Annotated in this window: 21 protein-coding genes; 16 read left to right on the forward strand and 5 right to left on the reverse strand. The window is 33.3% G+C overall.

Annotated features, from left to right (window positions below; translation table 11 throughout):
* The first annotated feature begins 223 nt into the window (after positions 1 to 223).
* From ABW636_RS18795 to ABW636_RS18820, 6 genes are all read left to right on the forward strand, one after another.
* A complete protein-coding gene (locus ABW636_RS18795) occupies positions 224 to 616 on the forward strand; it encodes a hypothetical protein (protein WP_367591619.1) in 393 nt (130 codons plus the stop codon).
* Between the two features lie 56 nt (positions 617 to 672).
* The gene (locus ABW636_RS18800; protein ID WP_367591620.1) at positions 673 to 1,557 is read left to right on the forward strand and encodes an SAM-dependent methyltransferase; all 885 of its coding nucleotides are present in this window, start codon (positions 673 to 675) and stop codon (positions 1,555 to 1,557) included.
* Between the two features lie 12 nt (positions 1,558 to 1,569).
* Complete coding sequence (locus ABW636_RS18805) at positions 1,570 to 2,481, forward strand: TIGR01777 family oxidoreductase (RefSeq protein ID WP_367591621.1); 912 nt, start codon at positions 1,570 to 1,572, stop codon at positions 2,479 to 2,481.
* A gap of 4 nt (positions 2,482 to 2,485) precedes the next feature.
* Positions 2,486 to 2,947 carry an SRPBCC family protein gene (locus ABW636_RS18810; protein ID WP_367591622.1) on the forward strand — a complete coding sequence of 154 codons (462 nt, stop codon included), beginning with the start codon at positions 2,486 to 2,488 and terminating at the stop codon, positions 2,945 to 2,947.
* Between the two features lie 115 nt (positions 2,948 to 3,062).
* Positions 3,063 to 3,617, forward strand: a complete 555-nt coding sequence (locus ABW636_RS18815) for a sigma-70 family RNA polymerase sigma factor (protein WP_367591623.1) — start codon at positions 3,063 to 3,065, stop codon at positions 3,615 to 3,617.
* A 4-nt stretch (positions 3,618 to 3,621) separates the two neighbouring features.
* Complete coding sequence (locus tag ABW636_RS18820) at positions 3,622 to 3,876, forward strand: hypothetical protein (protein ID WP_367591624.1); 255 nt, start codon at positions 3,622 to 3,624, stop codon at positions 3,874 to 3,876.
* Positions 3,877 to 3,956: 80 nt separating this feature from the next.
* On the opposite strand, the gene ABW636_RS18825 is transcribed toward ABW636_RS18820, so the two are convergent.
* A complete protein-coding gene (locus ABW636_RS18825; protein WP_367591625.1) occupies positions 3,957 to 4,787 on the reverse strand; it encodes a UbiA prenyltransferase family protein in 831 nt (276 codons plus the stop codon).
* A gap of 133 nt (positions 4,788 to 4,920) precedes the next feature.
* On the opposite strand from ABW636_RS18825, the gene gcvP reads away from it, so the two are divergent.
* The 8 genes from gcvP (at position 4,921) to ABW636_RS18865 (ending at position 13,399) form a co-directional block, all read left to right on the forward strand.
* Positions 4,921 to 7,776, forward strand: a complete 2,856-nt coding sequence (gene gcvP, locus ABW636_RS18830; RefSeq protein ID WP_367591626.1) for an aminomethyl-transferring glycine dehydrogenase — start codon at positions 4,921 to 4,923, stop codon at positions 7,774 to 7,776.
* A 213-nt stretch (positions 7,777 to 7,989) separates the two neighbouring features.
* Complete coding sequence (locus tag ABW636_RS18835) at positions 7,990 to 8,430, forward strand: GNAT family N-acetyltransferase (RefSeq protein WP_367591627.1); 441 nt, start codon at positions 7,990 to 7,992, stop codon at positions 8,428 to 8,430.
* Between the two features lie 36 nt (positions 8,431 to 8,466).
* Positions 8,467 to 8,844 (forward strand): group III truncated hemoglobin, encoded by a 378-nt coding sequence (locus ABW636_RS18840; protein ID WP_367591628.1) that lies wholly within the window; start codon positions 8,467 to 8,469, stop codon positions 8,842 to 8,844.
* Between the two features lie 122 nt (positions 8,845 to 8,966).
* Positions 8,967 to 10,025 carry a 3-oxoacyl-ACP synthase III family protein gene (locus tag ABW636_RS18845; protein ID WP_367591629.1) on the forward strand — a complete coding sequence of 353 codons (1,059 nt, stop codon included), beginning with the start codon at positions 8,967 to 8,969 and terminating at the stop codon, positions 10,023 to 10,025.
* Positions 10,026 to 10,110: 85 nt separating this feature from the next.
* Positions 10,111 to 10,638, forward strand: coding sequence for a methyltransferase domain-containing protein (locus ABW636_RS18850; RefSeq protein WP_367591630.1), 528 nt, complete (start codon positions 10,111 to 10,113; stop codon positions 10,636 to 10,638).
* A 62-nt stretch (positions 10,639 to 10,700) separates the two neighbouring features.
* Entirely contained in the window at positions 10,701 to 11,561 is an 861-nt protein-coding gene (locus ABW636_RS18855; RefSeq protein WP_367591631.1) for a glycosyltransferase family 2 protein, read from the forward strand.
* Positions 11,562 to 11,915: 354 nt separating this feature from the next.
* Positions 11,916 to 12,248, forward strand: coding sequence for a TlpA family protein disulfide reductase (locus ABW636_RS18860; RefSeq protein WP_367591632.1), 333 nt, complete (start codon positions 11,916 to 11,918; stop codon positions 12,246 to 12,248).
* 323 nt (positions 12,249 to 12,571) lie between these two features.
* On the forward strand, positions 12,572 to 13,399 hold the full coding sequence (locus ABW636_RS18865) for a GIN domain-containing protein (RefSeq protein WP_367591633.1): 828 nt from the start codon (positions 12,572 to 12,574) through the stop codon (positions 13,397 to 13,399).
* 2 nt (positions 13,400 to 13,401) lie between these two features.
* Here ABW636_RS18865 and ABW636_RS18870 read toward each other — a convergent pair whose 3' ends face one another.
* A complete protein-coding gene (locus tag ABW636_RS18870) occupies positions 13,402 to 14,358 on the reverse strand; it encodes an IS1595 family transposase (protein ID WP_367591634.1) in 957 nt (318 codons plus the stop codon).
* A gap of 119 nt (positions 14,359 to 14,477) precedes the next feature.
* Positions 14,478 to 16,118, reverse strand: a complete 1,641-nt coding sequence (pafA, locus tag ABW636_RS18875) for an alkaline phosphatase PafA (protein WP_367591635.1) — start codon at positions 16,116 to 16,118, stop codon at positions 14,478 to 14,480.
* A gap of 114 nt (positions 16,119 to 16,232) precedes the next feature.
* Between pafA and ABW636_RS18880 the strand changes: the two genes are divergently transcribed.
* Together ABW636_RS18880 and ABW636_RS18885 are read left to right on the forward strand one after the other, a co-directional pair.
* Positions 16,233 to 16,970: an MlaE family ABC transporter permease gene (locus ABW636_RS18880; protein WP_367591636.1), complete on the forward strand. Its 738-nt coding sequence runs from the start codon at positions 16,233 to 16,235 to the stop codon at positions 16,968 to 16,970.
* Position 16,971: 1 nt separating this feature from the next.
* A complete protein-coding gene (locus ABW636_RS18885) occupies positions 16,972 to 17,736 on the forward strand; it encodes an ABC transporter ATP-binding protein (protein WP_367591637.1) in 765 nt (254 codons plus the stop codon).
* A gap of 757 nt (positions 17,737 to 18,493) precedes the next feature.
* Here the strand turns inward: ABW636_RS18885 and ABW636_RS18890 are convergent.
* Complete coding sequence (locus ABW636_RS18890; protein WP_367591638.1) at positions 18,494 to 21,061, reverse strand: GEVED domain-containing protein; 2,568 nt, start codon at positions 21,059 to 21,061, stop codon at positions 18,494 to 18,496.
* Between the two features lie 809 nt (positions 21,062 to 21,870).
* Complete coding sequence (locus tag ABW636_RS18895) at positions 21,871 to 24,432, reverse strand: GEVED domain-containing protein (RefSeq protein ID WP_367591639.1); 2,562 nt, start codon at positions 24,430 to 24,432, stop codon at positions 21,871 to 21,873.
* Between the last annotated feature and the right edge of the window lie 611 nt (positions 24,433 to 25,043).

The following is a 25,043-nucleotide window of genomic DNA, read 5'->3' on the forward strand; positions in this document are numbered from 1 at the left end:
CGCATAAACAAGGCACTTTTAGTTGGTTATTACCTCATCAATATTGGATATGTAGTAATCTCGTTGTCTTATTGGAAATCCATTAACTCTATTCTTGAGCTAATTGAAAGCATTACTATGCGTATCGCAATCATTATCGGCATATTGGCCATTTTGCATTACTTCAACCTATTTTGGTTAACAAAATTTATTAAAAAAATTAAACCCTAATAAATACAACTTTATGGAAACTTCTAAAATTTTTATCGGTTACCTTATTTATTTACCAATCGCTATCACTTTAACCTATTTTGTCTCTAGAACCCTTTTTAAAAATGGAAAAACTTTTATGATCGACATTTTTAAAGGTAAAGAAAATATTGCTTTGGCTACAAATCGTCTATTCGAAGTTGGTTTCTATTTATTAAATGTTGGCTGGGCATTGTTAATTCTAAAAATTGATAGTTACCGCTTTAATGACACTTATCAAAATTTGGTCGAAATATTGAGTTTTAAAATAGGTGGTTTCTCAATGTACCTCGGACTAATGCTATTTCTTAACATGTACTTATTCTTTAGAGGAAGAAAAAAATCTAAACAAACTACTACACAGGTAACATCTATTCCACGTCCATAAAACTACTGTATAACAACTCTTTAAAAATGTATCAATAATCATAAAATAATACGATCATGAATATTACCATTCCTCTATTATATACAACAACCCGATCACAAAAATCTAATAAAGAACACCTCATTGATTTCTATAACGAAGCAACAGAAGATTATGAATTTTGGAGTCATGATTTCAATATGCATTTTGGGTATTACACTCCTTTAAAAACCAATTTATTTAAAAGAGATACCATGCTTAATGAAATGAATCATCAGGTTTTTAAAAGACTACATCTCAAAAAACAAAAATCAATAATAGCAGATTTAGGATGTGGTATTGGGGGAACGATGCGCTATGGATTATCAAAATACCCCAATCTATCTATTATTGGTATTACCCTGTCTTCTTTTCAGATAAGAGAAGGAAACAAAAGATTACAAAACACCAATGGGCTAATTATAGAAGAAAACTATTGTCAAACCTCTTTTAAAACTAATAGCCTTAACGGCGCTTATGCTATTGAAAGTCTATGCCATTCTGGGCACAGTAAACAAGCCTTACAAGAGGCCTATAGAATTATCAAATCTGGCTCTAAATTTGTGATTGCCGATGCTTTTTTAAAGAAAAATCCTAAACAATTGTGCCTTGGCAGTAACTATTGTTATAACCAACTATGTAAAGGATGGAGTTTGCAAGGGTTAGGGAGTATAGACAGAGTAAAAAATGATTTACAACAAATCGGTTTTAAAAATATAACCATCCAGGATATCTCTTTTAGGGTAGCGCCTTCTGTTTTACATGTTCCTTTTGCCATCCTAAACTTTATTATTAAAAAAACAACCACCAATACGCCATTAAAACCAAACAGTTGGAAAAACCTTAAGGGATCCTTGTTTGCTTTATTATCAGGTATACACATTAGAAGTTTTGGTTATTATTTAATCACAGCAGAAAAATAAAATATAAAGAGTATGAAAAAAATAGTGATTGCAGGAGGAACAGGTTTTTTAGGAAAAGTGCTTGTAGAACATTTTAAATCAAAAGCAGAAAGTATTACCGTACTTACTCGAGGAAAAACCAGAAAAATAAACAATATACATTTTGTTAATTGGGACGCTACCACCATTAGTAATTGGATTACAGTACTCGAAAACAGCGATGTATTAATCAATATGACGGGTAAATCTGTAGATTGCAGATATACCTCAAAAAACAAAGCATTAATCTTAAACTCCCGAGTAGCATCTACTTCTATTTTGGGTCAGGCTATTCACAAATGTAAAAACCCTCCTAAACTATGGCTAAACTCATCTACAGCAACTATTTATCGACATTCTCTCGATAAAGAGATGAACGAAATTAATGGAGAAATAGGAACCGGATTCTCTGTTGATGTTGCCAAAGCTTGGGAAAAAGCCTTTTTTGAACAACCTACTCCAAAAACCAGAAAAGTGGCCCTTAGAACAGCCATTGTTTTAGGAAAAAATGGAGGGGCTCTACCTCCTATTATAAATTTGGTAAAGATGGGACTTGGAGGAAAACAAGGTAAGGGAAATCAAAAACTAAGCTGGATTCATGAAATTGATTTTACCAGAAGTATTGAGTTTATCATAAACAACATCCATATTCAGGGGTACCTTAATATTGTCTCTCCTAAACCCACTTCCAATCTAATATTTATGAAAACACTTAGAAAAGTAATGAAAAAATCTATCGGGATTCCCATTTCTAAAAATGTACTGGAGATTGGTGCCAAAATCATAAGGACAGAAACCGAGCTCGTACTCAAAAGCAGAAATGTCATCCCAACCAAACTTACCGATAACGGTTTTCTATTCATGTATTCAGACCTTGAGTCTGCATTAGTTTCAATTACACAATAATAATATGTCGCGAATACATCTCAAAACTCAAATAAAAGCCCCTATTGAGCAAGTGTTTAATCTATCGCGTAGTATTGATTTTCATATTAAATCTTCTGAAAAAACAAAAGAAAGTGCTATTGCAGGGCGAACAAATGGTTACATCGAATTAGGAGAAACTGTTACTTGGAGAGGAAAACACTTTGGAATTTATTGGACACATCAAAGTTTAATTACCTCATTTCAATATCCTACCTACTTTACAGATGAAATGATTATGGGATACTTCAAAAACTTTAAGCATCAACATTCTTTCCTCAAAACGAATATAGGCACAGAAATGACCGATATTATAGAGTATGAAATCCCTTATAATACGTTAGGTAAGATACTGGATCAAGTACTATTAAAAAAATACCTTATCCAATTTATCACAACTCGTAACCATGCTATAAAAACACGTTTAGAAACTTATTATAACGATTAAAACTATTCTGAATAGATTCTTTAAATATAGCTATAAAGCATTCTTTATAAGCTCCATTTATAATATCCAACTTTTTATACTATTTTTGATGAATAAACAATAGCATACAACAACTATGTCAACAAACTCTATAGACCCTAACACATGGATAGATAAATACAGCGACTATTTATTTAACTATACCATTGTGAGAGTTGATGATAAAGAAATTGCACAGGATTTAGTTCAGGAAACATTTTTTGCTGGACTCAAATCTATGAAAAACTTTAAAGGAGAGGCCAGTGAGCGAACATGGCTCATTTCAATTCTTAAAAGAAAGATCATTGATCATTATCGAAAAATAAACAGCAATAAAGGTAAAGCAGAAGTTAGAATGAGCTATACAGGTGATTCTAACACCGAAGGAGATTGGCTTGAAGAAAGAGTAGCTGATCCCTTTGACAGCAACGCAGAAAGTGAAATTGAAAATACAGAGCTAGGACTAGCAATACACAATTGTCTTGGAAAATTACCTCAAAAACAAGCCACTATTTTCAAATTAAAAACAATGCAAGGTTTCGATACTGAAGCAATTTGTAATGATTTTGATATTACTGCGTCTAACCTATGGGTAATCATCCATAGAGCAAGAACTGCTATGGCTGAGTGCCTGCAAAAAAATTGGTTTTAAGAAAATGAGTAAAGCAAAAAAAATATTAGTGAGTTGTTCTGAAGCAAATCATTTTTGTGATAAAGGACAATATAAAGAGTCTACTTTTTGGGAAAAAGTAAGGTTGAATATACATCTTATTTATTGTAAAGCATGTAGAAAGTATTCTTCTAATAACGGAAAATTAACCAAATTGGTTAAAAACCCAAAAGTAATAAGTATCACCCCTTCTGATAAAGAGGCGATGAAGAAAAAATTACAACAGAAAATGATGGATTAAAAACTACTTAAAGCTATAGATTTATTAATAACTTATAATTTTTAATAATTATTAATTTTCTATTTTATTTCTTTTTTGTTCTAAACAAATAATCGTTGGAGGGATAGTATAATAATAATCCAAAATACAGGTACACTCTCTACCCAAAAAGAACAATAATATTCTGATTGTTTTCTTTCTGTACCCCACAGAAAGAGAAGACTTATGGTAGTTACAGATATTGTGCTTAAAATTTCTACTGATGACAACAGTTCATCTTTTAAAGCAGTCAATAACAAAAATACCACTAGTAAAATACTACCAAAAACTTTGGTATTTGTTACCCCTATTTTTTGAGGAATGGTTTCTAGAGAGGGATCATCGTATTGTAGGTCTCTCACTTCGAAAGGAAGCATCATAACTACAATGAATAAAAAGCGTTGAATCATCTCGATCAAAAAATCAAAATTTAGAGTAGCTTTTGCATAAACTAAGGGAACAAGCACAGTAACACCAGACCAAACTATTGCTATGATAAAAATCTTCATCCCTGCATAACTCCTTAGATTTCTTTTATCAGGAAAAACAGGTGCTACATACAATACCGAAAGTACAATAAAAGGTAACATATACAATATCACATCTGGTGGTAACACTACCGAAGTGCCAACAAATAAGATCGCGCATAGAATGGTAAACACTCGAATACTTTTCATTGATTTTGTCAATCGTCTATGATATAGCCTTGATGTATTCGAATATTTTATCAGGTTATATGCTGTAACCGCTCCAGAAAAAGTAAAAAGAGCAAAGAGAATATCCCATGAAACTTCAAACTTTTCAAAAGTTACGTACACCAAAGCGCATATGGTTAAAGCAACATGAATACTACTATTAATATAAAATCTAAATATACTTTTTAGGGTTTCCACGTTATAAAGATAAGGTTATCTGTTAATAAATCTCGAATTTGGTTAAAAACTTGGTATATCACGGTTAATTTATTGTGAAAGTTTTAGTTTTAAATATGTATTTTTGCCGTCCTAATTACAACTGTTTTAGTTTATGAAAACTGACTCTTTCAAATTACGCCATATTGGACCTTCAGAAAAGGACCTTGGCAGCATGTTGAATACCATAAAAGCGGAGTCCATAGAACAATTAATCTATGAAACCATTCCAGATGATATTCTCCTTAAAAAACCGCTGAACCTTGATTTTGCATTTAGTGAGCAAGAATATTCTGCCCACATGCAAAAACTTTCAGCCAAAAATAAGGTTTTTAAAACTTTTATCGGCCTTGGATATCATGAGGCTTCTACTCCAGCAGTTATTCAGCGAAATATTTTGGAAAATCCAGGATGGTATACGGCATATACGCCATACCAGGCAGAAATAGCTCAAGGAAGACTAGAAGCTTTATTGAATTATCAAACAATGGTCTGTGATCTAACGGGTATGGAACTAGCCAATGCATCATTGTTAGATGAAAGTACGGCCGCTGCAGAAGCAATGACCATGTTATTTGCATTGCGTTCAAGAGACCAGAAAAAAAGTAAAGCCAATAAGTTTTTTGTTTCTGAAGAAATTTTGCCACAGACCCTTTCTTTACTAAACACCAGAGCAACGCCTCTTGATATTGAGTTAGTGGTTGGGGATCATCAACAATTCGACTTTTCATCAGAATTTTATGGTGCTATTTTACAATATCCAGGAAAATCAGGACAAGTTTATGATTATGCTGAGTTTGTTGAAAAAGCGCACCAGACAAACATAAAAGTTGCTGTTGCTGCGGATATTCTTAGTTTAACAACGCTTAAATCTCCCGGAAGCTTTGGAGCTGATGTCGTAGTGGGAACCACACAACGTTTTGGTATTCCTTTAGGATATGGGGGACCACATGCAGGATATTTCGCAACAAGAGAAGAATACAAAAGAAATATTCCTGGTAGAATCATTGGGGTAACTCAAGATCTAAATGGTGATCGTGCATTGCGAATGGCATTACAAACCAGAGAACAACATATCAAAAGAGATAAAGCGACTTCTAATATATGTACTGCACAGGTACTTCTAGCCGTTATGGCGGGAATGTATGCTGTCTATCATGGACCAGAAGGTCTAACGTACATAGCATCAAAAGTTAATGCTTCTGCCGTTACTTTAAGTAACGCATTAAAGAGCTTAGGCATTGAACAGCTTAACACTACTTATTTTGATACCATTCGTGTAAAAAGCGATGCTTCAAAAATCAAAGAAATTGCAGAAGCGAATGAAATGAATTTTTACTACCCAGATGCTGAAACGGTACTAATTTCATTAAACGAAGCTACTACCATTGAAGATTTGAATACAATCATTGCTGTTTTTGCACAAGTAGCTGGAAAAGATAGTATTACTATAAACGCATTAGATAATGCAAGTGGTATAGAAGCAAATGTAAAGCGTACTACAAAGTTTTTAACTAACGAGGTATTTAACATCTACCATTCTGAAACAGAATTGATGAGATACATCAAAAAGTTAGAAAGAAAAGATTTGTCACTAAACCATTCTATGATTCCTCTTGGATCATGTACAATGAAACTTAATGCAGCGTCAGAGATGTTACCGTTAAGTAATCCACAATGGGGTAACATTCATCCTTTTGTACCTGTAGAACAGGCAGAGGGGTATCAAATAGCATTAAAAAACTTAGAAGAACAGCTTACAGAGATTACTGGTTTTGCAGCTACATCATTGCAACCAAATTCTGGCGCACAAGGAGAGTTTGCAGGTTTAATGGTAATTAGAGCATATCATGAATCCAGAGGTGATCATCATCGAAATATTTGCTTAATCCCTTCATCTGCTCACGGTACAAATCCAGCTTCTGCTGTTATGGCAGGAATGAAAGTAGTGGTAACCAAAGCTACAGAAGAAGGAAACATTGATGTTGATGACTTAAGAGAAAAAGCGCTAAAACACAAGGATAACCTTGCTGCATTAATGATTACATATCCATCAACGCATGGTGTGTATGAATCTGCTATCAAGGAGATTACAAAAATCATACATGATAATGGAGGTCAGGTATATATGGATGGTGCTAATATGAACGCCCAGGTAGGCCTTACCAATCCGGGAGCTATTGGTGCCGATGTATGTCACCTTAACTTACACAAAACTTTTGCCATACCTCATGGTGGTGGTGGACCTGGTGTTGGACCTATCTGTGTTGCAGAACAACTTATGCCTTTCTTACCAAGTAACCCGATCATTCCTACAGGAGGAGATAAAGCTATCACAGCTATTTCATCTGCCCCTTGGGGATCTGCTTTGGCATGTTTAATTTCTTATGGATATATTACTATGCTAGGCGTATCTGGTTTAAAAGAATCAACGCAATATGCTATCCTAAATGCTAATTACATCAAAGAGCGTTTGGCTGGGCATTATAGTGTATTATATACTGGTGAAAAAGGAAGAGCTGCACACGAAATGATTATAGACTGCAGACCTTTTAAAGCAAATGGTATAGAAGTTACAGATATTGCAAAAAGATTAATGGACTATGGTTTTCATGCTCCTACAGTATCTTTCCCTGTAGCAGGAACTATTATGATAGAACCTACAGAAAGTGAAAGTAAAGCAGAGCTAGATCGTTTTTGTGATGCAATGATTTCTATTCGTGAGGAAATAGCAAATGCAAGTACTGATAATCCAAATAATATTATGAAGAACGCTCCCCATACACTTGCAATGCTAACTGCTGATTCTTGGGATTTTCCATATTCGAGAGAACAAGCTGCATATCCATTGTCATACGTAGCAGACAACAAATTTTGGCCGTCTGTACGTCGTGTTGATGACGCTTATGGAGATCGAAACTTAATCTGTACATGTGCTCCTATCGAAGAGTATATGGAAGAAGAAGCATAAAACACAATATATTATATAGTAAAAGGGCGACTACTACTCTAGTCGCCCTTTTTTGATATTATACCATTTACACTTTGAATTTACTGGTATTAGACACATTACGCACCTAAAAAACATAATTATAGGTATATTTAAAACAAAACATAATTGCTATTCTAAACACCAACGTCTATTATTAATCATCAGCATACTCAGAGTCAAAATATTAACCTAATGGAAATTAAAATAAGAACCGCTAAACCATCAGAGTTTACAGATGTTTATGATTTGATTAAAGAATTTGCTGCTTTTATCAAAACGCCCGAAAAAGTAAAAATTACTCCAGCCCAGATGATAAAAGATGAAAAATATTTCAAATGTTTAGTAGCTTTACACGAATCAACTATAATTGGCTTTGCAACTTATTTTTTTTCTTATTACTCCTGGACAGGGAAAGCAATTTATTTGGATGACTTATATGTACTTGAAAAATATCGAAACCGAGGTATAGGTAGTAAGTTATTTGATAAAGTCATGGAAATTGGAAAAACTGAAAATTGTTTTAAAATGAAATGGCAAGTATCAAACTGGAATACTAAAGCACAAGAGTTTTATAAAAGTAGAGGAGCGATTATCGATGACATAGAGATTAACTGTGATCTGGAACTGATTTAAAAATCAAGTTACTAACGCGATACATTCTATAACAAAATGAAAGATATTACCACCAAAAAAGATATAGAATTGTTAATTACCGCTTTTTACAAGAAAGCATTTTCTAATCCTATAATTGGTCCCTTTTTTACAGAAATTGCTGCAGTTAACCTCGAAGATCATATTCCAGAAATCACAGATTTTTGGGAACAACAATTACTTCGAACAGGAACATATAAAAAAAATGTAATCAAAATACATAAAGATCTACAAGTAAAAAAACAACTTGAAAAAATACATTTTCATACCTGGTTAAACTTATTTAACGAAACAGTTGACACTCATTTCAAAGGAGAAAAAGCAGAACTTATCAAAACCAGAGCATTATCTATCGCTACGATTTTACAAATAAAACTTAACACATCTTCATCATAAGTAAATACAAAACGATATTTATCGTTATTTCATATCATAGCGATCGTAAAAACCACGGTACTATCTAAAGCAGTTCATTTCATAAACGTAACTTGCTCAATTTACAATACAATTGGAAACGAATGGGGGTCAAAATAACAGGGACAGGTAGCTATATACCTACGGATATTGAAAAAAATGAAGACTTTATAAATCATAGTTTTTTTACAGATAACGGAAGTCTTATCGAGCAAGATACTACTACCGTAATCGAAAAATTCAAGAAAATTACCGGTATTGAAGAGCGTAGATATGCACCATTAGAACACAATACTTCTGATATTGCGTTTTATGCTGCAGAAAAAGCTATTTTCGACTCTAAAATAGATGCAGAAACACTCGATTATATTATTGTTGCTCATAATTTTGGAGATGTTAGAAAAAACTCTTCACAAGGAGATACCGTTCCAAGTATTGCAGCCAGAGTAAAGCATAAATTAAGAATTAAAAACCCTTATTGTGTTGCCTATGATGTTCTTTTTGGATGCCCCGGTTGGATCGAAGGAGTTATACAGGCACATTCTTTTATTAAAAGTAATATGGCCCAAAAATGCCTTATTATTGGGGCAGAAACGCTTTCTAGGGTTATTGACAAATATGATCGTGACTCTATGATATATTCTGATGGGTCTGGAGCTATTATACTCGAAAAAAAGCCAGATACTCGAGGTATCATTGCTTCGGTAAGTGCTTCATATACTCTAGAAGAAAGTGATTTTTTATTTTTCGGAAAAACATACAACCATGCAATCAAAGAAGATACTAAATACATCAAAATGCATGGGCGAAAAATATATGAATTTGCATTGAGTAGAGTTCCCGAAGCCATGCAAACTTGTCTTAAGAAAGCTAATGTTGATATCACAGATATCAAAAAAATACTTATTCATCAAGCAAATGAAAAGATGGATGAAGCTATTGTCAAAAGGTTTTATCAACTCTACCAAAAAGATGTTCCTGAAGGGATCATGCCTATGATTATTAAAAAATTAGGTAATAGCAGCGTTGCTACCATCCCAACTCTTTATGATCTTATTCTAAAGGGTGAAATAGAAGATCATACTATAAAAAAAGGGGACCTTTTATTATTTGCCAGTGTTGGAGCAGGGATGAATATTAATGCTTTTGTTTACCAACATTAGTTTCAAAATAAAATTCTATCCCATGAATGATCGGTAGTTTATCTAATTGTCTATTTTTACCGTACAAATCACTGACTAAACCACTATGTACGAAGGAAAATTTCCTCATAAACGATATCAAAAAACTTTAGAATTTTTAAGGAAGTATACCCCAGCACCTGCATCTATTCTGGATCTTGGGGTTACCAATCCTTTTGTAAAACATATGGAACAAGAAGGCTACACAGTAGCCAACACAACAGGAGAGGATCTGGATATTCATACACAAGCTGTTTTGAGCGAAGATTACGATATGATTACGGCTTTTGAAATTTTTGAACATCTTGTTTCTCCTTATAACGTTCTGAAAGACATTAAAGCGAATAAATTGGTTGCTTCAGTCCCGCTTAGATTGTGGTTTTCATCGGCGTATAGAAGTAAAACAGACCTTTGGGACAGGCATTATCATGAGTTTGAAGATTGGCAGTTTGATTGGCTTCTAGAAAAGTCTGGTTGGGAAATAATCGCCAGAGACAAATGGACAAACCCAGTTAAAAAAATTGGGATACGTCCTTTACTAAGGCTTTTTACACCAAGATATTATATTGTGTACGCAGAAAGGAAATCTGTATAGAAAAAGCTTCAAATGTATACGCAAAATAACTTACTAATTATAACCATTTTATAAAATCGATTGTGAGAATATACATTGTCATACCTGCTCATAACGAAGAACATTTTATTAGTAAAACCATAGAATCATTGGTTGCACAAACTGTTCTTCCAAAAAAAATAATGGTTGTAAATGATAATTCTACAGATACCACAAAAGATATTGTTACCAAGTATACAACAACCCACGAATTTATTACATTAATAGATACAAATTCGTCTATGGATCATATGCCTGGTAGTAAAGTTATTAATGCATTTGTTCGAGGCTACCAAGCCCTTGATGATAACTTTGATATTATCTGTAAATTTGATGCAGATCTTATATTTCCTACAAACTATTTAGAAAAGATCTGCGATCATTTTTATCAGAATAATAAAATAGGTATGGTAGGTGGGTTTTGTTATATAGAAAAAAACGATGAATGGATCTTAGAAAACTTAACTAACAAAGATCATATTCGTGGTGCATTAAAAGCATATAGAAAAGCATGTTTAAACGATATTAATGGACTTAAACCAGCCATGGGATGGGATACAATTGATGAATTACTGGCCCAATATCATCAATGGGAAGTAAAAACAGATACTTCTCTGCATGTTAAACATCTTAAACCTACAGGAAATAAGTATAACCCAAAAGCCAAATATAAACAAGGAGAAGCCTTCTATTGTATGCGATATGGCTTTTGGATAACGTTAATTGCATCTATTAAACTTGCTATACTCAAAAAACGACCTCTATTAATAAAAGACTATTTAGCGGGGTATTTTATAGCCAAGAATAAAAAGGAACCTTTTTTAGTCTCTAAAAGTGAAGGTGACTTTATTCGCAAATTACGTTGGAAAAAAATAACCCGAAAGTTCTTGTTTTTTCGTATTTAAAAGCCTTTTCTAAAGATAGATTAACTTGAGAAATAGCTTCTAGAGATAGTATTCCTGAAGAAAAAGCGTTCCTAAAAAATATTAATCAGATCAAAAGTAAAAATATAAAAGATGCTTTAATAGAGAATATGTCATATCGTGTATCTATAAGAAATGAAAATGCCGTTGCTCTTTATCACACTCTTATGCAAGTATCTGATGAAAAATAACTTAAATAAAAATTAACCTCGCAATACGAAAAAATTAAACTATTGGTAAAAGGTACTGATTCTCCATCTTTTACAGGTTATGAAAATTATAAAGGGGGAACATCCTCTTTGACCGATTTTAAAGAAAATATGTATATATAGATGTATGGGCCCTTGGTGCGGTCCTTGTAAAGCAGAAATACCTTATTTAAAAAAGGTTGAAGAAAAATATCATGACAAGAACATAGAATTTGTTAGTATCTCTGTCGATAGAAAAACGCAACATGATGCCGGAAAAAAAATGATTGAGGAAAAAGAATTGGGAGGAGTTCAACTTTTTGCAGACAATAACTTTTCTTCGCAATTTGTTGTAGATTACGCCATACAGGGGATCCCAAGATTCATATTGGTTGACCCTGAAGGGAAAATTGTTCACGCTAGTGCTCCCAGACCTTCTAACCCTTCGCTCATAGAACTTTTTGATGAATTAAACATCTAACCTTTTTTTCTATACTAAAACTGTCAATGCGTAGTAGTTACCTCTATTCATTGACAGTTTTTTTATGCCTTTAATCGATTATAAACAAGAAAAAATAAAACATATGTGACTTTTTAATAAAAAAGTGTCGAATTTGTTGAACACTATGCTCTAACTATATATTCATATGTATATGATAAACTTTTTAGGTCAAATTATACCATATGGAATCATGCCAAATACCACAAACAAACAATCACGGTAACGGCAAATAATTATAGTACTGAGCAAAATAGTTTTACATGTTCTTAGGAATTAAAACACAAAACAAATTGAATATAAAAATGAAAAAGACACTAATCACAATTCTTTTATTTACTATAACTATAACTGGATTTTCGCAAAAAAAGCCTAAAATCAAAGGAAACAGAAACGTTACCGAGATAAGCAAGGAAATTACCGAAGCATTTGGCACGATAGAAATTGATGATGCACTCGAAGTCACACTTTACCAAGGGGACCAAAATGAGTATTACCTAAAAACAGACGAAAACCTTATTGACATCATTCAATTTAAAGTACAAGATGACATACTTAAGATATATGCAACAAACAAAATTGTAAGAAGCAAAAAACTTAAAATTGATGTGACTATTACAGACATTAATCAAATTATCTTAAGAGATCATGCCCAGATAACAATTAACAAAAAACTTAGTACAAAAGAGGTTACTATTAATGCGTATGATTCAAGTCAATTTGACTTATCAATAGAAGCAGACGATATTGCCATTATGCTCTATGACAAAGTAAAAGGTTTGGTTAATATCAAATCTGAAAGCGCAACGCTCGAGATGAATGGTAAAGCAGACGTAAGGGGCACTATTAAAACCGATAAAATCAAAACCTCTTTAATTAGGTCTACAAGATTAAAATTAGATGGAAATGCAGATATAGCAACTTTTGACCTTAAAGGCTCTGCTAAACTAAATGCAAAAAAGATGAAAATAGGATCTATAAACCTAAAAACCTCTAATACTGCCGATGTTAATATATATGCTAGAAAAGAACTAGAATTACATGCTCGCGATAAAAGCGTTGTTTACATATACGGTAACCCAAAAATAGATGTTAAAAACCTTACTGAAGCATCGAAGATTATAAAAAAATAAGGCTAAGTTATAAAAAGTATATGATTTAGGGCTATATTTTTAAATTCGGTCCATGCTGTATTGGAAGCAAAAGCGATTGTAGCGACAGTAGCCATTCTGTTCGTATCATTTTTGATTTTTTCCAATACCAAGAACCAATTGAGGTATTTGGTAGCTATACCATTAAAGGATTCCATAAATTTTCTAAGTCTGCTATCTAAATTATTTACATTTTGCACATGATATACTTTATCCACTGCTCGCTGCCCTTTAGATGCGTTAAACTTTTTGTGGGTGATATCCATACTTTTGGTAAAAGCAGTATAGCTTCTATGACTATCACTACATAATACTTGGGCTTTATCGAATTTACCTTTCAAAACCTTGTCCAAATCTTTTTTAGAGATACGTCCTGTAGTAGCTACCTTAAAATCCTTGTGTCCTGATCGGTCACAAGTAGCAACAACAGCCACTTTTTCATTACTGATCCCAGATTTGTTTGCTTTTTCACCGTGCTTTCTTGGCTCACGGTCTAAATTACGGTTCCCTTTCTCAGAATAAGCAAAAAATAGATCATCACTCTCTACTATACCTTCAAAACCTTCTACAGAAACACTAGAGAAAGAAGTTAATAACTCATGACGCCAATCAAATGAGGTCTGTATAGAAATGCCGGTCTCTTTAGCACTCTTTCGGATACTATACCCAAATAATAAACAATACAAATAGCGATTTACCTTATCTCTTTTCTTTAAACCAAACCAAAACTTTCCTGTAGTTTCACTAAAATTCTTTCCACATCCATTACAAAGATAACGCTGAACCCCTTTTAGCTTACCATTAGCACGTATTTTAGAACTACTACAATGAGGACAACTCACCGCCTTTTGCTGCCTATTGTCCGCCAAATTACATTCAGTAGTAGACATTGATACTAGTAAAGAAATAATTGATTGCTGCTCTGAGGCATCACAATTCATAAATTAATCTTTAAAATCTTCTGGGATCAAAGCTCAAAATTTAATAGTATCAAAGATAAAACATACTTATTTTAGAACTTAGCTAAAAAGAACTAATGCAAACTCAACTTTTCTGTTTCTTATTTTAACACAAATGGTAATACCTTTCCTGATGTTCCATTAGGAAAGGTAATCCCTAATAACGCCGAAATTGTAGGTGCTATATCGGTAATTACTGTTTTTACGGTTGTACTTCCCTTTTGTATTCCATGACCAAAAAACAATAAGGGTGCATGTGTATCATAAACAAAGCCACTTCCGTGAGTTGATCCTGTTCTAGAATAAGGTATCGTAGCTGGATTTAATACAAAAGCAACATCTCCACTTCTTTTTTGATGAAATCCCTTCTGAATAAGTTCTGCAACTCCAGAGGTGTAATTTTCTTCGTGTAATTGGTTTCTGGTAAATACTTTATCCACATGTTTTTGTAACAATATGAAATTTGCCAATTTTTTCTGTAATGCTTCAGGGTTAATTGCATTTTTCTGTAATTCCTTATAGTTAAAAAAGATTTGATGATTTGATATATTTTCAATTAAATCATCTATTTTATACACTTCTTTTACAAACATTTTTACCTTGGTTTTAAACGCATCTTTATCAAAATAACCTGCTGGTATTTTAATTGATTTCAGATAAGACGGTACATGTACAGCTCCATGATCTGCTGTAAGAAAAACGGTGTATTGCCCCGTTCCTACTTTGGTATCCAATGTTTTAAAAAACCTTTCTAAATCCTGATCCAGTCTTAGGTAGGTATCTTGTATTTCTTTAGAATTTACTCCAAAATTATGTCCAACATAATCTGTACTAGAAAAACTAACCGTAAGAAAATCTGTAATAGCATCTGCCCCCAATGCTTCTCCTTCGATTGCTGCAATGGCAAAATCTGTTGTCAAACTATTTCCAAAAGCAGAGCCTTTAATAATATCATACTCAGAATTTTGACCTTTTAATTGCCCTAAGTCATAAGGGAAAATTGCTTTTTCTTTACCTTTAAATCCTGTCTCAAATTGATTAAGATCAGAGCCACTTTCTGTATAACTATCAATATCATACAATGTGTTCCATACTTTTAGGTATGAAGCCGCCTTACCCGAATTATTAAAATCCTTTACCCATTCTGGTAATTCATTACGATAATAGGTACTGGTAATCCACTTGCCTTCTTCTTTACCCCTAAACCAATATGCGCCATTCGCGGTATGTCCTGCAGGTAGTATGGCTCCTCTATCTTTTATCGCAATACCGATAGTTTTTCCTCTTAGTTGTGTATGTAATCTATTTTGGTCACAAACTGTGGTGGTTTTCATTCTATGAGGTGACATACGTTCTAACTCGCTAGTACTACCTACTGCTTTTACCGAACTGTCACTTGCGCAATACACTACTTCTTTGGTAAATTTATCATACCAATGATTAGAAATAACTCCATGATTTTGTGGAGTCGTTCCTGTATATACAGAAGCATGCCCTGGCCCTGTATAGGTAGGCACATAATTAAAATGATTATTCTTACAGTTAAATCCTTCATTAATCATACGCTTAAACCCTCCTTCACCATACCTATTATAAAATCGCGTTATATAATCATACCGCATTTGATCTACAACAATACCAACCACTAACCTGGGTGAATGATGAACGGTCACTTTCTCTTGCGAATTACCAAGAGTAGAGAATAAAATTAATATGGCTATTAAAAGTAATCTTGTTGTCATTGTTTATTCATATTTAGCTTGCTAAATTACTATTTGATAAATGTAAAAACTTTAATAAAAGGTTAAATGCTATGGATATTTTTTTTTCTATTTTAGCCTTTCTAATCATAAAGAATGTTTTACTTAGACGATATTGGTCGCTATTTTTTAATGCTTAAAGGAGTTTTTAGTCGAATGACTAAAGGTTCTGTAATACGAAATTTAATATTTAAAGAGATTGATGACCTTATATTAGGCTCTTTAGGAATTACCGTTTTTCTGGCATTTTTTATAGGTGCCGTGATAGCTATTCAAACCGCTTTAAATTTAACCAACCCTTTAATTCCGAAGCAGCTGATCGGATTTGCTTCACGCCAATCTGTAATATTAGAATTTGCACCTACTTTTATTTCTGTAATTATGGCTGGTAAAGTTGGATCTTTTATTACATCTAGTATAGGAACCATGCGAGTAACCGAGCAAATTGATGCATTAGAAGTAATGGGTATTAACTCTGTAAACTATCTTGTATTTCCCAAAGTAATTGCGATGTTAATGTACCCTTTTGTTATTGCTATTGCTATGTTTACAGGTATTTTTGGAGCCTATATAGCTGGTGTATACGGAGGTTTTTTATCTAGCAGTGATTTCTTAACTGGTTTAAGAGAAGAGTTTATTCCTTTTCATTTGGTATATGCATTTATTAAGACTTTTATATTTTCTTTTTTATTAGCTACTATCCCATCCTTTCATGGTTATTATATGAAAGGTGGTGCACTAGAAGTAGGTAAAGCAAGTACCACTGCATTTGTCTGGACTACGGTAGTGATCATTATTTCCAATTATGTACTCACCCAATTATTATTAAGTTAACATGATAGAAGTTAGGAATCTACATAAAGGATTTAACGGAGAGGAAATTTTGAAAGGCATCTCTACTACTTTTGATCGTGGTAAAACCAATTTGATTATCGGAACCAGTGGTAGTGGTAAAACCGTTTTCTTAAAATGTTTACTTGGTCTTTTTACACCTGAAGAAGGAGCAATCTCTTATGACGGAAGTATTTATTCTGAATTAAATGAACAACAGCAAAGAGATCTAAGAGAACAAATGGGGATGGTTTTTCAGGGAAGTGCACTATTTGATTCTATGACAGTTGAAGAAAATGTTATGTTTCCGCTTATGATGTTTACACAACAGAAAAAGGAAGAAATGCTAGAAAGAGTTCATCAGGTTCTAGATAGAGTAAATCTAGAAAATGCAGAAAAAAAACTACCTTCAGAAATTAGTGGTGGTATGCAAAAACGTGTTGCCATTGCTCGTGCTATCGTAACCCGACCAAAATATCTATTTTGTGATGAACCCAATTCTGGACTAGATCCCAGAACAGCTATTGTAATCGATAATCTTATTAAAGAAATTACAGAAGAGTATAATATCACTACCGTGATCAATACTCATGACATGAATTCTGTAATGGAAATTGGAGAAAAAATCGTTTTTCTTAAAAATGGATTTTTAGAATGGGAAGGTGACAAAAGTCAAATATTTAAAACCGATAATAAAGCGATAACAGATTTTGTGTATTCATCGAATCTATTTAAAAAAGTGAGGGATGCACAATTAAAAGGGTTATAAAACCATATTATTAAAGAGTATCATTTTTACCATGTTTTATTACAATTGGTTTTATTAGTAAACCCTATGTTATCATTAAAAAAAATCTATAGATAACTTGAAAAAAACATCATCTTTTGGCATCGCTTTAACTTCTATTATTTATTTTCTGCTTGCTTATAAAGGATATCAAAAACAGAGCGTTGATTTACCTGAAGTCAATCGTCATACAGGAATAGGAAAACGAATAGGAAAAACTAAAACCTAAAGGAACTATAATAGTTTACCTTCTACTATATTTTTTCTGGACTTAGTTGGGTTAAATCAAAGATTAGGAATATATAAATCTGACAAAAACTATTCTAATTTACTTAACAAAATTAATGATACTATTGAAGCTTACTTTAAAGAATCTTCAGACAAAATTACTTTAGATGTGATTCAAATTCAAAATAATAATGAAACAATTTATGGTAAAGAAGAGTATTTAAAAAAAGAAAGTTCTGCAATCTGGATAGGGCTTATTCCTGAAATCGGAACAATCATTTTTTCTTTTTGCCTTTACAAAAGAAGCTAAAAAGCTAAACAAAAATATTATACTGAGTTAACATTGATAAAATAAGCTTTATTCGAGATACATTATATAGATTAAAAATATAATGTGATTAAGATTAAACAAAATACAAACAACTTATTAGATAAGTATTTCGCAGTTATTATTTATAAAAAAAGACCATCTTTTTCGGATGGTCTTTTGTGACAATTATTAATTGAATTATCATTGTTTAATAAACCTTTCGGTAACAGCCAGTCGTTTAGATGTAAATCTTACAAAATACACTCCCGTTGTAAACTGAGATACATCAATAACATTAGATCCTATTTTTGGGCTTATATTTTTGACCATAGCTCCTGTAGATGAAAGTATTTTGATTTCATCAAAATCACCTTCTTTGATATCAATAGTTAATTCTGAATTTGCCGGATTAGGATACATTTTAATGTTTCTTTTTACATTTTCTGCAAATGTTTTTAGAGCTTTCGTATTATCATTAATGACACCTCTGCCTGCTAAGTTAACAGTATAGTCCTCTACTTCACCATAGCTAAAAGTTTCGCATGAAGTAGGAACTCCACTATACCTCATAGACACTCTCATTCTAACAGAAGTTTGAGATGTACCAACAGGAACTGTAAAAGATCCACTATTAGCGGTATCTCTCGAAGTTGGTTTAGACCAAACTAGTTCTCCTGCATCATCAAAACTACCATTATTATTGTAATCAATCCAAACTGCATAACCTTCACTATATATGGTACCTACCCATGTAGGAGTTACAGAAACCGTATACGTTTTTCCTTCGTTTAAATTTGTAGAAACCGACGTAAAATCTGAATAGGTTTGACCAGTAGAAGTATTGTAAATTGTATTTAACTGCACATTACTAATATACTCCTCACTTGCATTTCTACTTGCAGAATCACAATAGGTTATATCATTAGTAATTGTGGTAAATGAAACGGTTGCAGCTCCAGAGACATTACCTGCAGCATCTTGAGCAGATACAGAAACATTATATGATGTAGCTGGAGAAAGTCCGGTTACACTGAACGTAGTAGTTTGAGACGCCCCCACAACGGTACCATCTATAGAAATAGTATATCCGGTCACTGCTACATTATCTGTAGATGCTGTCCAGTTAAGTGTTGCGCCACTAGGTGTAATATTGCTTGCAATCAAATTGGTTGGTGCAGTAGGTGCTTCGGTATCAGTGGTACCTGCTTCTATTTGAAATTTTCCAACCACGCCTTTTCTACCACTATTCATATACTCGGTAATAAACCAAAATGAAGAGTCATCAGATGGATCTACATCAATCTTACTATAATCTCCATAACGTGCACCAACAATATTTGCAGTACCATTTGCAATCAGTTCTTCTGAACTTGTCATTGTTCCTAACGGATCAGAACTCAACCTACCGGTATAGTAAGAACTAACTCTCGTTGTTGTTGAAGTTGTAGGCCCCGACATAGAGGTATATCCCATGCCGATATTACCATTTTTATCCATAGCCAAACTTGCCATCCAGGCATGTCTTCCATCGGGTGCGGCATATGTCCCTTCTTGATATAGAGACCAAGGTTGGTTATCTCCACTTTGTCTAAACTCATACCAACGTATTCCTGCCAGTTTACCTGGACCGGCATCGGTATCTACTACAAAATTAAATACAGCCGAATTATGAGTTGCAAATTTTCTAAACTGAGCCTGATTCATAATCGCTGCCTGTAATGCATCAATAGCACCACCACCTTCGGGTTGACTTAAATTTGCAATATCCCCATTATCAAAGACATTTATAAATGGTGCAGTATTAATTTGTTGAGGATCAGAAATTGTAGAATTTTCTGGATTCTCCCAATCTACATCTGCGGTCCAAAGTTTAATATGGTCTTCAGACACTCCCTCCCAAGCGTCGTCTTGTAAATAAACGATAGTAGCGCCTCCTGGTGCAGGTAAATTATCATCGGTAACATTAAAGGCTTGAGTACCAATAAAACGATTACTAACAATGCCGTTGAGATCAAAACCAATAACCTGGGCTTCGGGATCTCCCGTCAGCATAGCACTTCTTTCTAATACCCACAAATTTCTTAAACCATTGTCTGTGATATAATATCCATCACTCCATACAGATAATTTCTGATAATCAAATACATCTGGAAGATTGTATACATACCAACCCGATGTAAGCGGATTGGATCCATCTGAAATTGCCAGCTGAGTTGTGTCTCCGTTAATTCCTAGAAAAGAAATGACCCATCTATCTGCTGCATTATCATAAGATACCGTAAGATCACAACATCCGCCTGAAGGGAAAATTGCGGGATTAGGAGCGGTTTCACCTAAAAGTTGATTTCCCTCTTTATCGTAAATCATAAATCCAGTATTATAAACTACGAACACATGATTGGGACCAACTGCTAAAGAAGGGTCCGTAACTGCATCTGAATCTTTTGAGAAGGTATCAAAAACAAGACTAGGAGGAGTTCTCTTGACGCTCTGTTCCATTTCATGTCTATTCATTACATAATAGTCATTCTGTGTTTGAGGATCTTTACCTATTACTACTCTACTTCCTAACAAGGATGACCTCTTATCTTTTCCTTTCAATTTTGAATCATCAGGAGACAAAACATCATTAGGCCTTGATATGATAGAAGGAATATATTCTACAGAAGATATTTTTCCATGATAAAAAGCTTTAGTTTCATTTTCTTGAGAATGCACCATAAAAGATGCTACCATTACCAATGGTAATATTATTTTTTTTAATTCCATGTTGAGTTTAGTTTTATAGTTATAAACAACTCAAAACTAAACAAATAAGACTGAAAACCGAATATAAAACTTTATTTTATTCTATGGAAAAACCACATATTTTATATGTGGTTTTTTGTTTTTGGCCCTAAATTTTAACAAAAAAACAAGATATTATGTCTAAATTATTTTGATGTATCCTAATTTTCCTTCAACATATCGATGATTTATATCGAATCGTTAGTTTTAAAAAAATAAAACCCGTAAAAATAGACATCTCAAATTCATAATTCAACTCCCGTATTTTTCACTTATTCATTAATTAAAAATGGCTCTGTTAAGAACTTCTCCTCAACATATTTTGATAAAGTTACCTTATTAGTTATCACGTTTGATACGTTATGAGAATTTATAAATAAGACCGAATACAGAATCATCTTTTTACAATCCAAATAGCCAATATCAAAACAGGTATAGGTTCTTCAAAATCAATAGTTATTAAGACAAAAAGCATTTTAACAGTTTTGTTCGCAATTGTTAAAATTTAAGCTTCAAGTATAAAAAACATCAAAACTACTTTTTAAGTTTTTAATCTATTTTAAAACTTAAAATTAAAGAGACAGGTAGTTTTTGATTTGTCTAGGACAAAATAAAATTGTTTCTATTTACAAGTCTACGGTTAAGAAAAAACGAATGTTTTTGAACAGAACGATTTTTTTATTGTAGAGGCCTAAGACCATTTATAAAATAAAAACTATCTTAATCTCTTTTGTAACTTTTGGTAAACTCCCCGAGACATGGGTCTTGGGGGAGTTCTTTAGATTAAACGATCATTGTTTAATAAACCTTTCAGTAACAGCCAATTTTTTAGATACAAATCTTACAAAATACACTCCTGTAGTAAACTGGGATACATCAATAACATTAGCTCCAACTTTTGGTGTTAGTTTTTTAACAATGGCTCCTGTAGATGAAAATATTTTGATCTCGTCAAAGTTACCTTCCTTGATATCAATGGTTAACTCTGAATTGGCCGGATTAGGGTACATTTTAATATTACTTTTCACATTTTCTGTAAATGCTTTCAGAACTCTCGCATTTGCATTAACAGCAACTCCAGAGATCACAAGATTAACCGTATAATCCTCTACTTCACCATAGCTAAAAGTTTCGCATGAAGTAGGAACTCCGCCATACTTCATAGACACTCTCATCCTAACAGAAGTTTGAGAAGTACCGCTAGGAACCGTAAATGATCCGCTGTTAGCCGTATCTCTCGAAGCTGATTTAGACCAAACTAGTTCTCCTGCATCATCAAAACTACCGTTATTATTGTAATCAATCCAAACTGCATAACCTTCACTATATATAGCACCTACCCAAGTAGGAGTGATAGAAATCGTATAGGTTTGCCCCTGATTTAAATTTGTAGAAACCGACGTAAAATCTGTATATGTTTGACCAGTAGAAGTATTATTAATTGTGTTTAACTGCACATTACTAATATATTCTTCACTTGCATTTCTACTTGCAGAATCACAATAGGTAATATCATTAGTAATTGTAGTGAATGAAACGGTTGCTGCTTCAGAGACATTACCTGCAGCATCTTTAGCAGTTACAGAAGCGTTATATGATGTAGTAGGAGAAAGTCCTGTTACATCAAAGGCTGTAGTTTGTGACGTACCTACAGCGTTACCATTTATAGAAATAGTATAATCAGTCACTGCTACATTATCTGTAGATGCTGTCCAACTAAGTGTTGCTCCATTAGTCGTAATATTGCTTGCCATCAAATTCGTTGGTACAGTAGGCGATTCGGTATCAGGAGTATCGACTTCTATTTGAAATTTTCCAACAACAGCTGTCGTAGTACCACTCTTAAAGTATTCTGTAATAAACCAAAACGAAGAATCATCGATAGGATCAACATCCATTTTACTATAGTCTCCATAACGTTTACTAGGGGCATTTTGATTTCCATTCGCAATAAGTTCTTCTTCACCTGTCATTACTCCTAATGGGTCAGAGCTTAGTCTACTAGTATAGTAAGAACTAACCCGAACTGTGGTAGGCGTTGTAGGTCCAGACATAGAAGCGTATCCCATTCCTATATTTCCATTTTTATCCATTGCCATACTGGCCATCCAGGCATGTCTTCCATCTGGTGCGGTATATGTCCCTTCTTGATATAGAGACCAAGGTTGATTATCCCCACTTTGTCTAAATTCATACCAACGTATCCCTGCCAACTCACTAGGGCCAGCATCAGTATCTACTACAAAATTAAATATCGCGGAGTTATGAGTAGCAAACTTTCTAAATTGGGCTTGATTCATAATCGTACCTTGCAGCGCATCAATATCCAGACCTCCTCCAGGCTGGCTTAAATTCTCAAAACTCCCATCATCAAAAACGCTGATAAAAGGGGTAGTTTTAATCTCTTGAGGGCTGGAAACCGTAGAACTTGCCGGTGAGTTCCAATCTACATCGACTGTCCAAATCTTAATATGATCTTCGGATACGCCACTCCAAGCATCATCCTGTAAGTAAACGACAGTAGCGCCTCCAGGAGCAGGTGCATTATCATCTGTAATATTTAAAACTTGCGGAGCTATAAAACCAAGACTCGCAAGATTCTGAAGATTAAATCCAATAACCTGAGCCTCAGAATCCCCTACTAACATCGCATCCCTTTCTAATGCCCAAAGCTTATTCTGTCCAAATGAATTATCGGTAATATAGTATCCATCACTCCATACAGATAGTTTTTGATAATCTTCTATCGTAGGTATATTATAAACATACCATCCCGCTGTTAAAGGGTTAGGGCCATCTGAAACTGCTACCTGAGCTCCATTCCCTAAAAAAGAAAGCACCCATCTATCTGCAATATTATCATAAGATACCGTAAGGTCACAACATCCCCCTGATGGGAAAATAGCAGGATTAGGAGCGGTTTCACCCAAAAGTTGATTTCCTTCTTTATCATAGATCATAAATCCAGTATTATAAACTACGAACACATGGTTAGGGCCAATCGCCAAAGAGGGGTCACCAGGTAAAGAATTAGTGGTAAACGTATCAAAAACAAGACTCGGCGGATTCCTTTTAACACTTTGTTCCATTTGATGTCTATTCTTTACAAAATAATCATTATCGGTCTGGGGATCTTTACCTGCAACAATTTGATGCCCCAATGATCTTTTGTCTTTCACCTCCTTGGGTAAATAGTCTGGAGCCTGCAAGTCATTGGGTCGAGATACTATAGAAGGGACATATTCTACAGAAGAAATTTGACCATGATAGAAAGCTTTTGCTTCTTTTTTCTGTGAATGCACCATAAAAGATGCTACCATTACTAATGGTAATACTATTTTTTTTAGTTTCATGTTGAGTTCAGTTTAAAAGTTATAAATCACTCAAAACTAAACAAATAAGAACAAAATCCGAATCTAAAACACTATTTTGTTTTATACAAAAACCACATATTTTATACGTTATCTTTATCGTTTTTCCATCATAAATTTTAACAAATAAAAACAAGGTATTATGTCTGAATTATTTTGATCCAAACTAATTTTCTTTCAGTGTGACACTAGTTCACATTTGTAAGTTTTTTTTACAGAAACCTACAAATAGTGAAAATTTAACATAAAAATTCTTCAGTTAATCATGAATATTTTTTTGATTGTTCGATTATAAAAAAACACTTCTATTAGTAAGCTTTCTACAACATATTTTGACAAGGTTATTTTGAATTATCCTAGTGATCTATAATTTAGGATTATAGAAAAAAATCGATTAAAGAATAGTCTTTTTACAAAAATAAATTATTAACTCTTTACCGGGAATATATTCTTCAAAATCAAGATTTAATACGACAAAAAACATTTTAACAGTTTTGATTATAATTGTTAAAATTGAGCATATCTATATAAAAATTACCAGAACTACACTCTAATTCTTTTTCCTCTTTTAAAACTAAAAGTAACTAAAAACC

The organism is Aquimarina discodermiae (genome assembly GCF_040786235.1).
GTDB lineage: Bacteria > Bacteroidota > Bacteroidia > Flavobacteriales > Flavobacteriaceae > Aquimarina.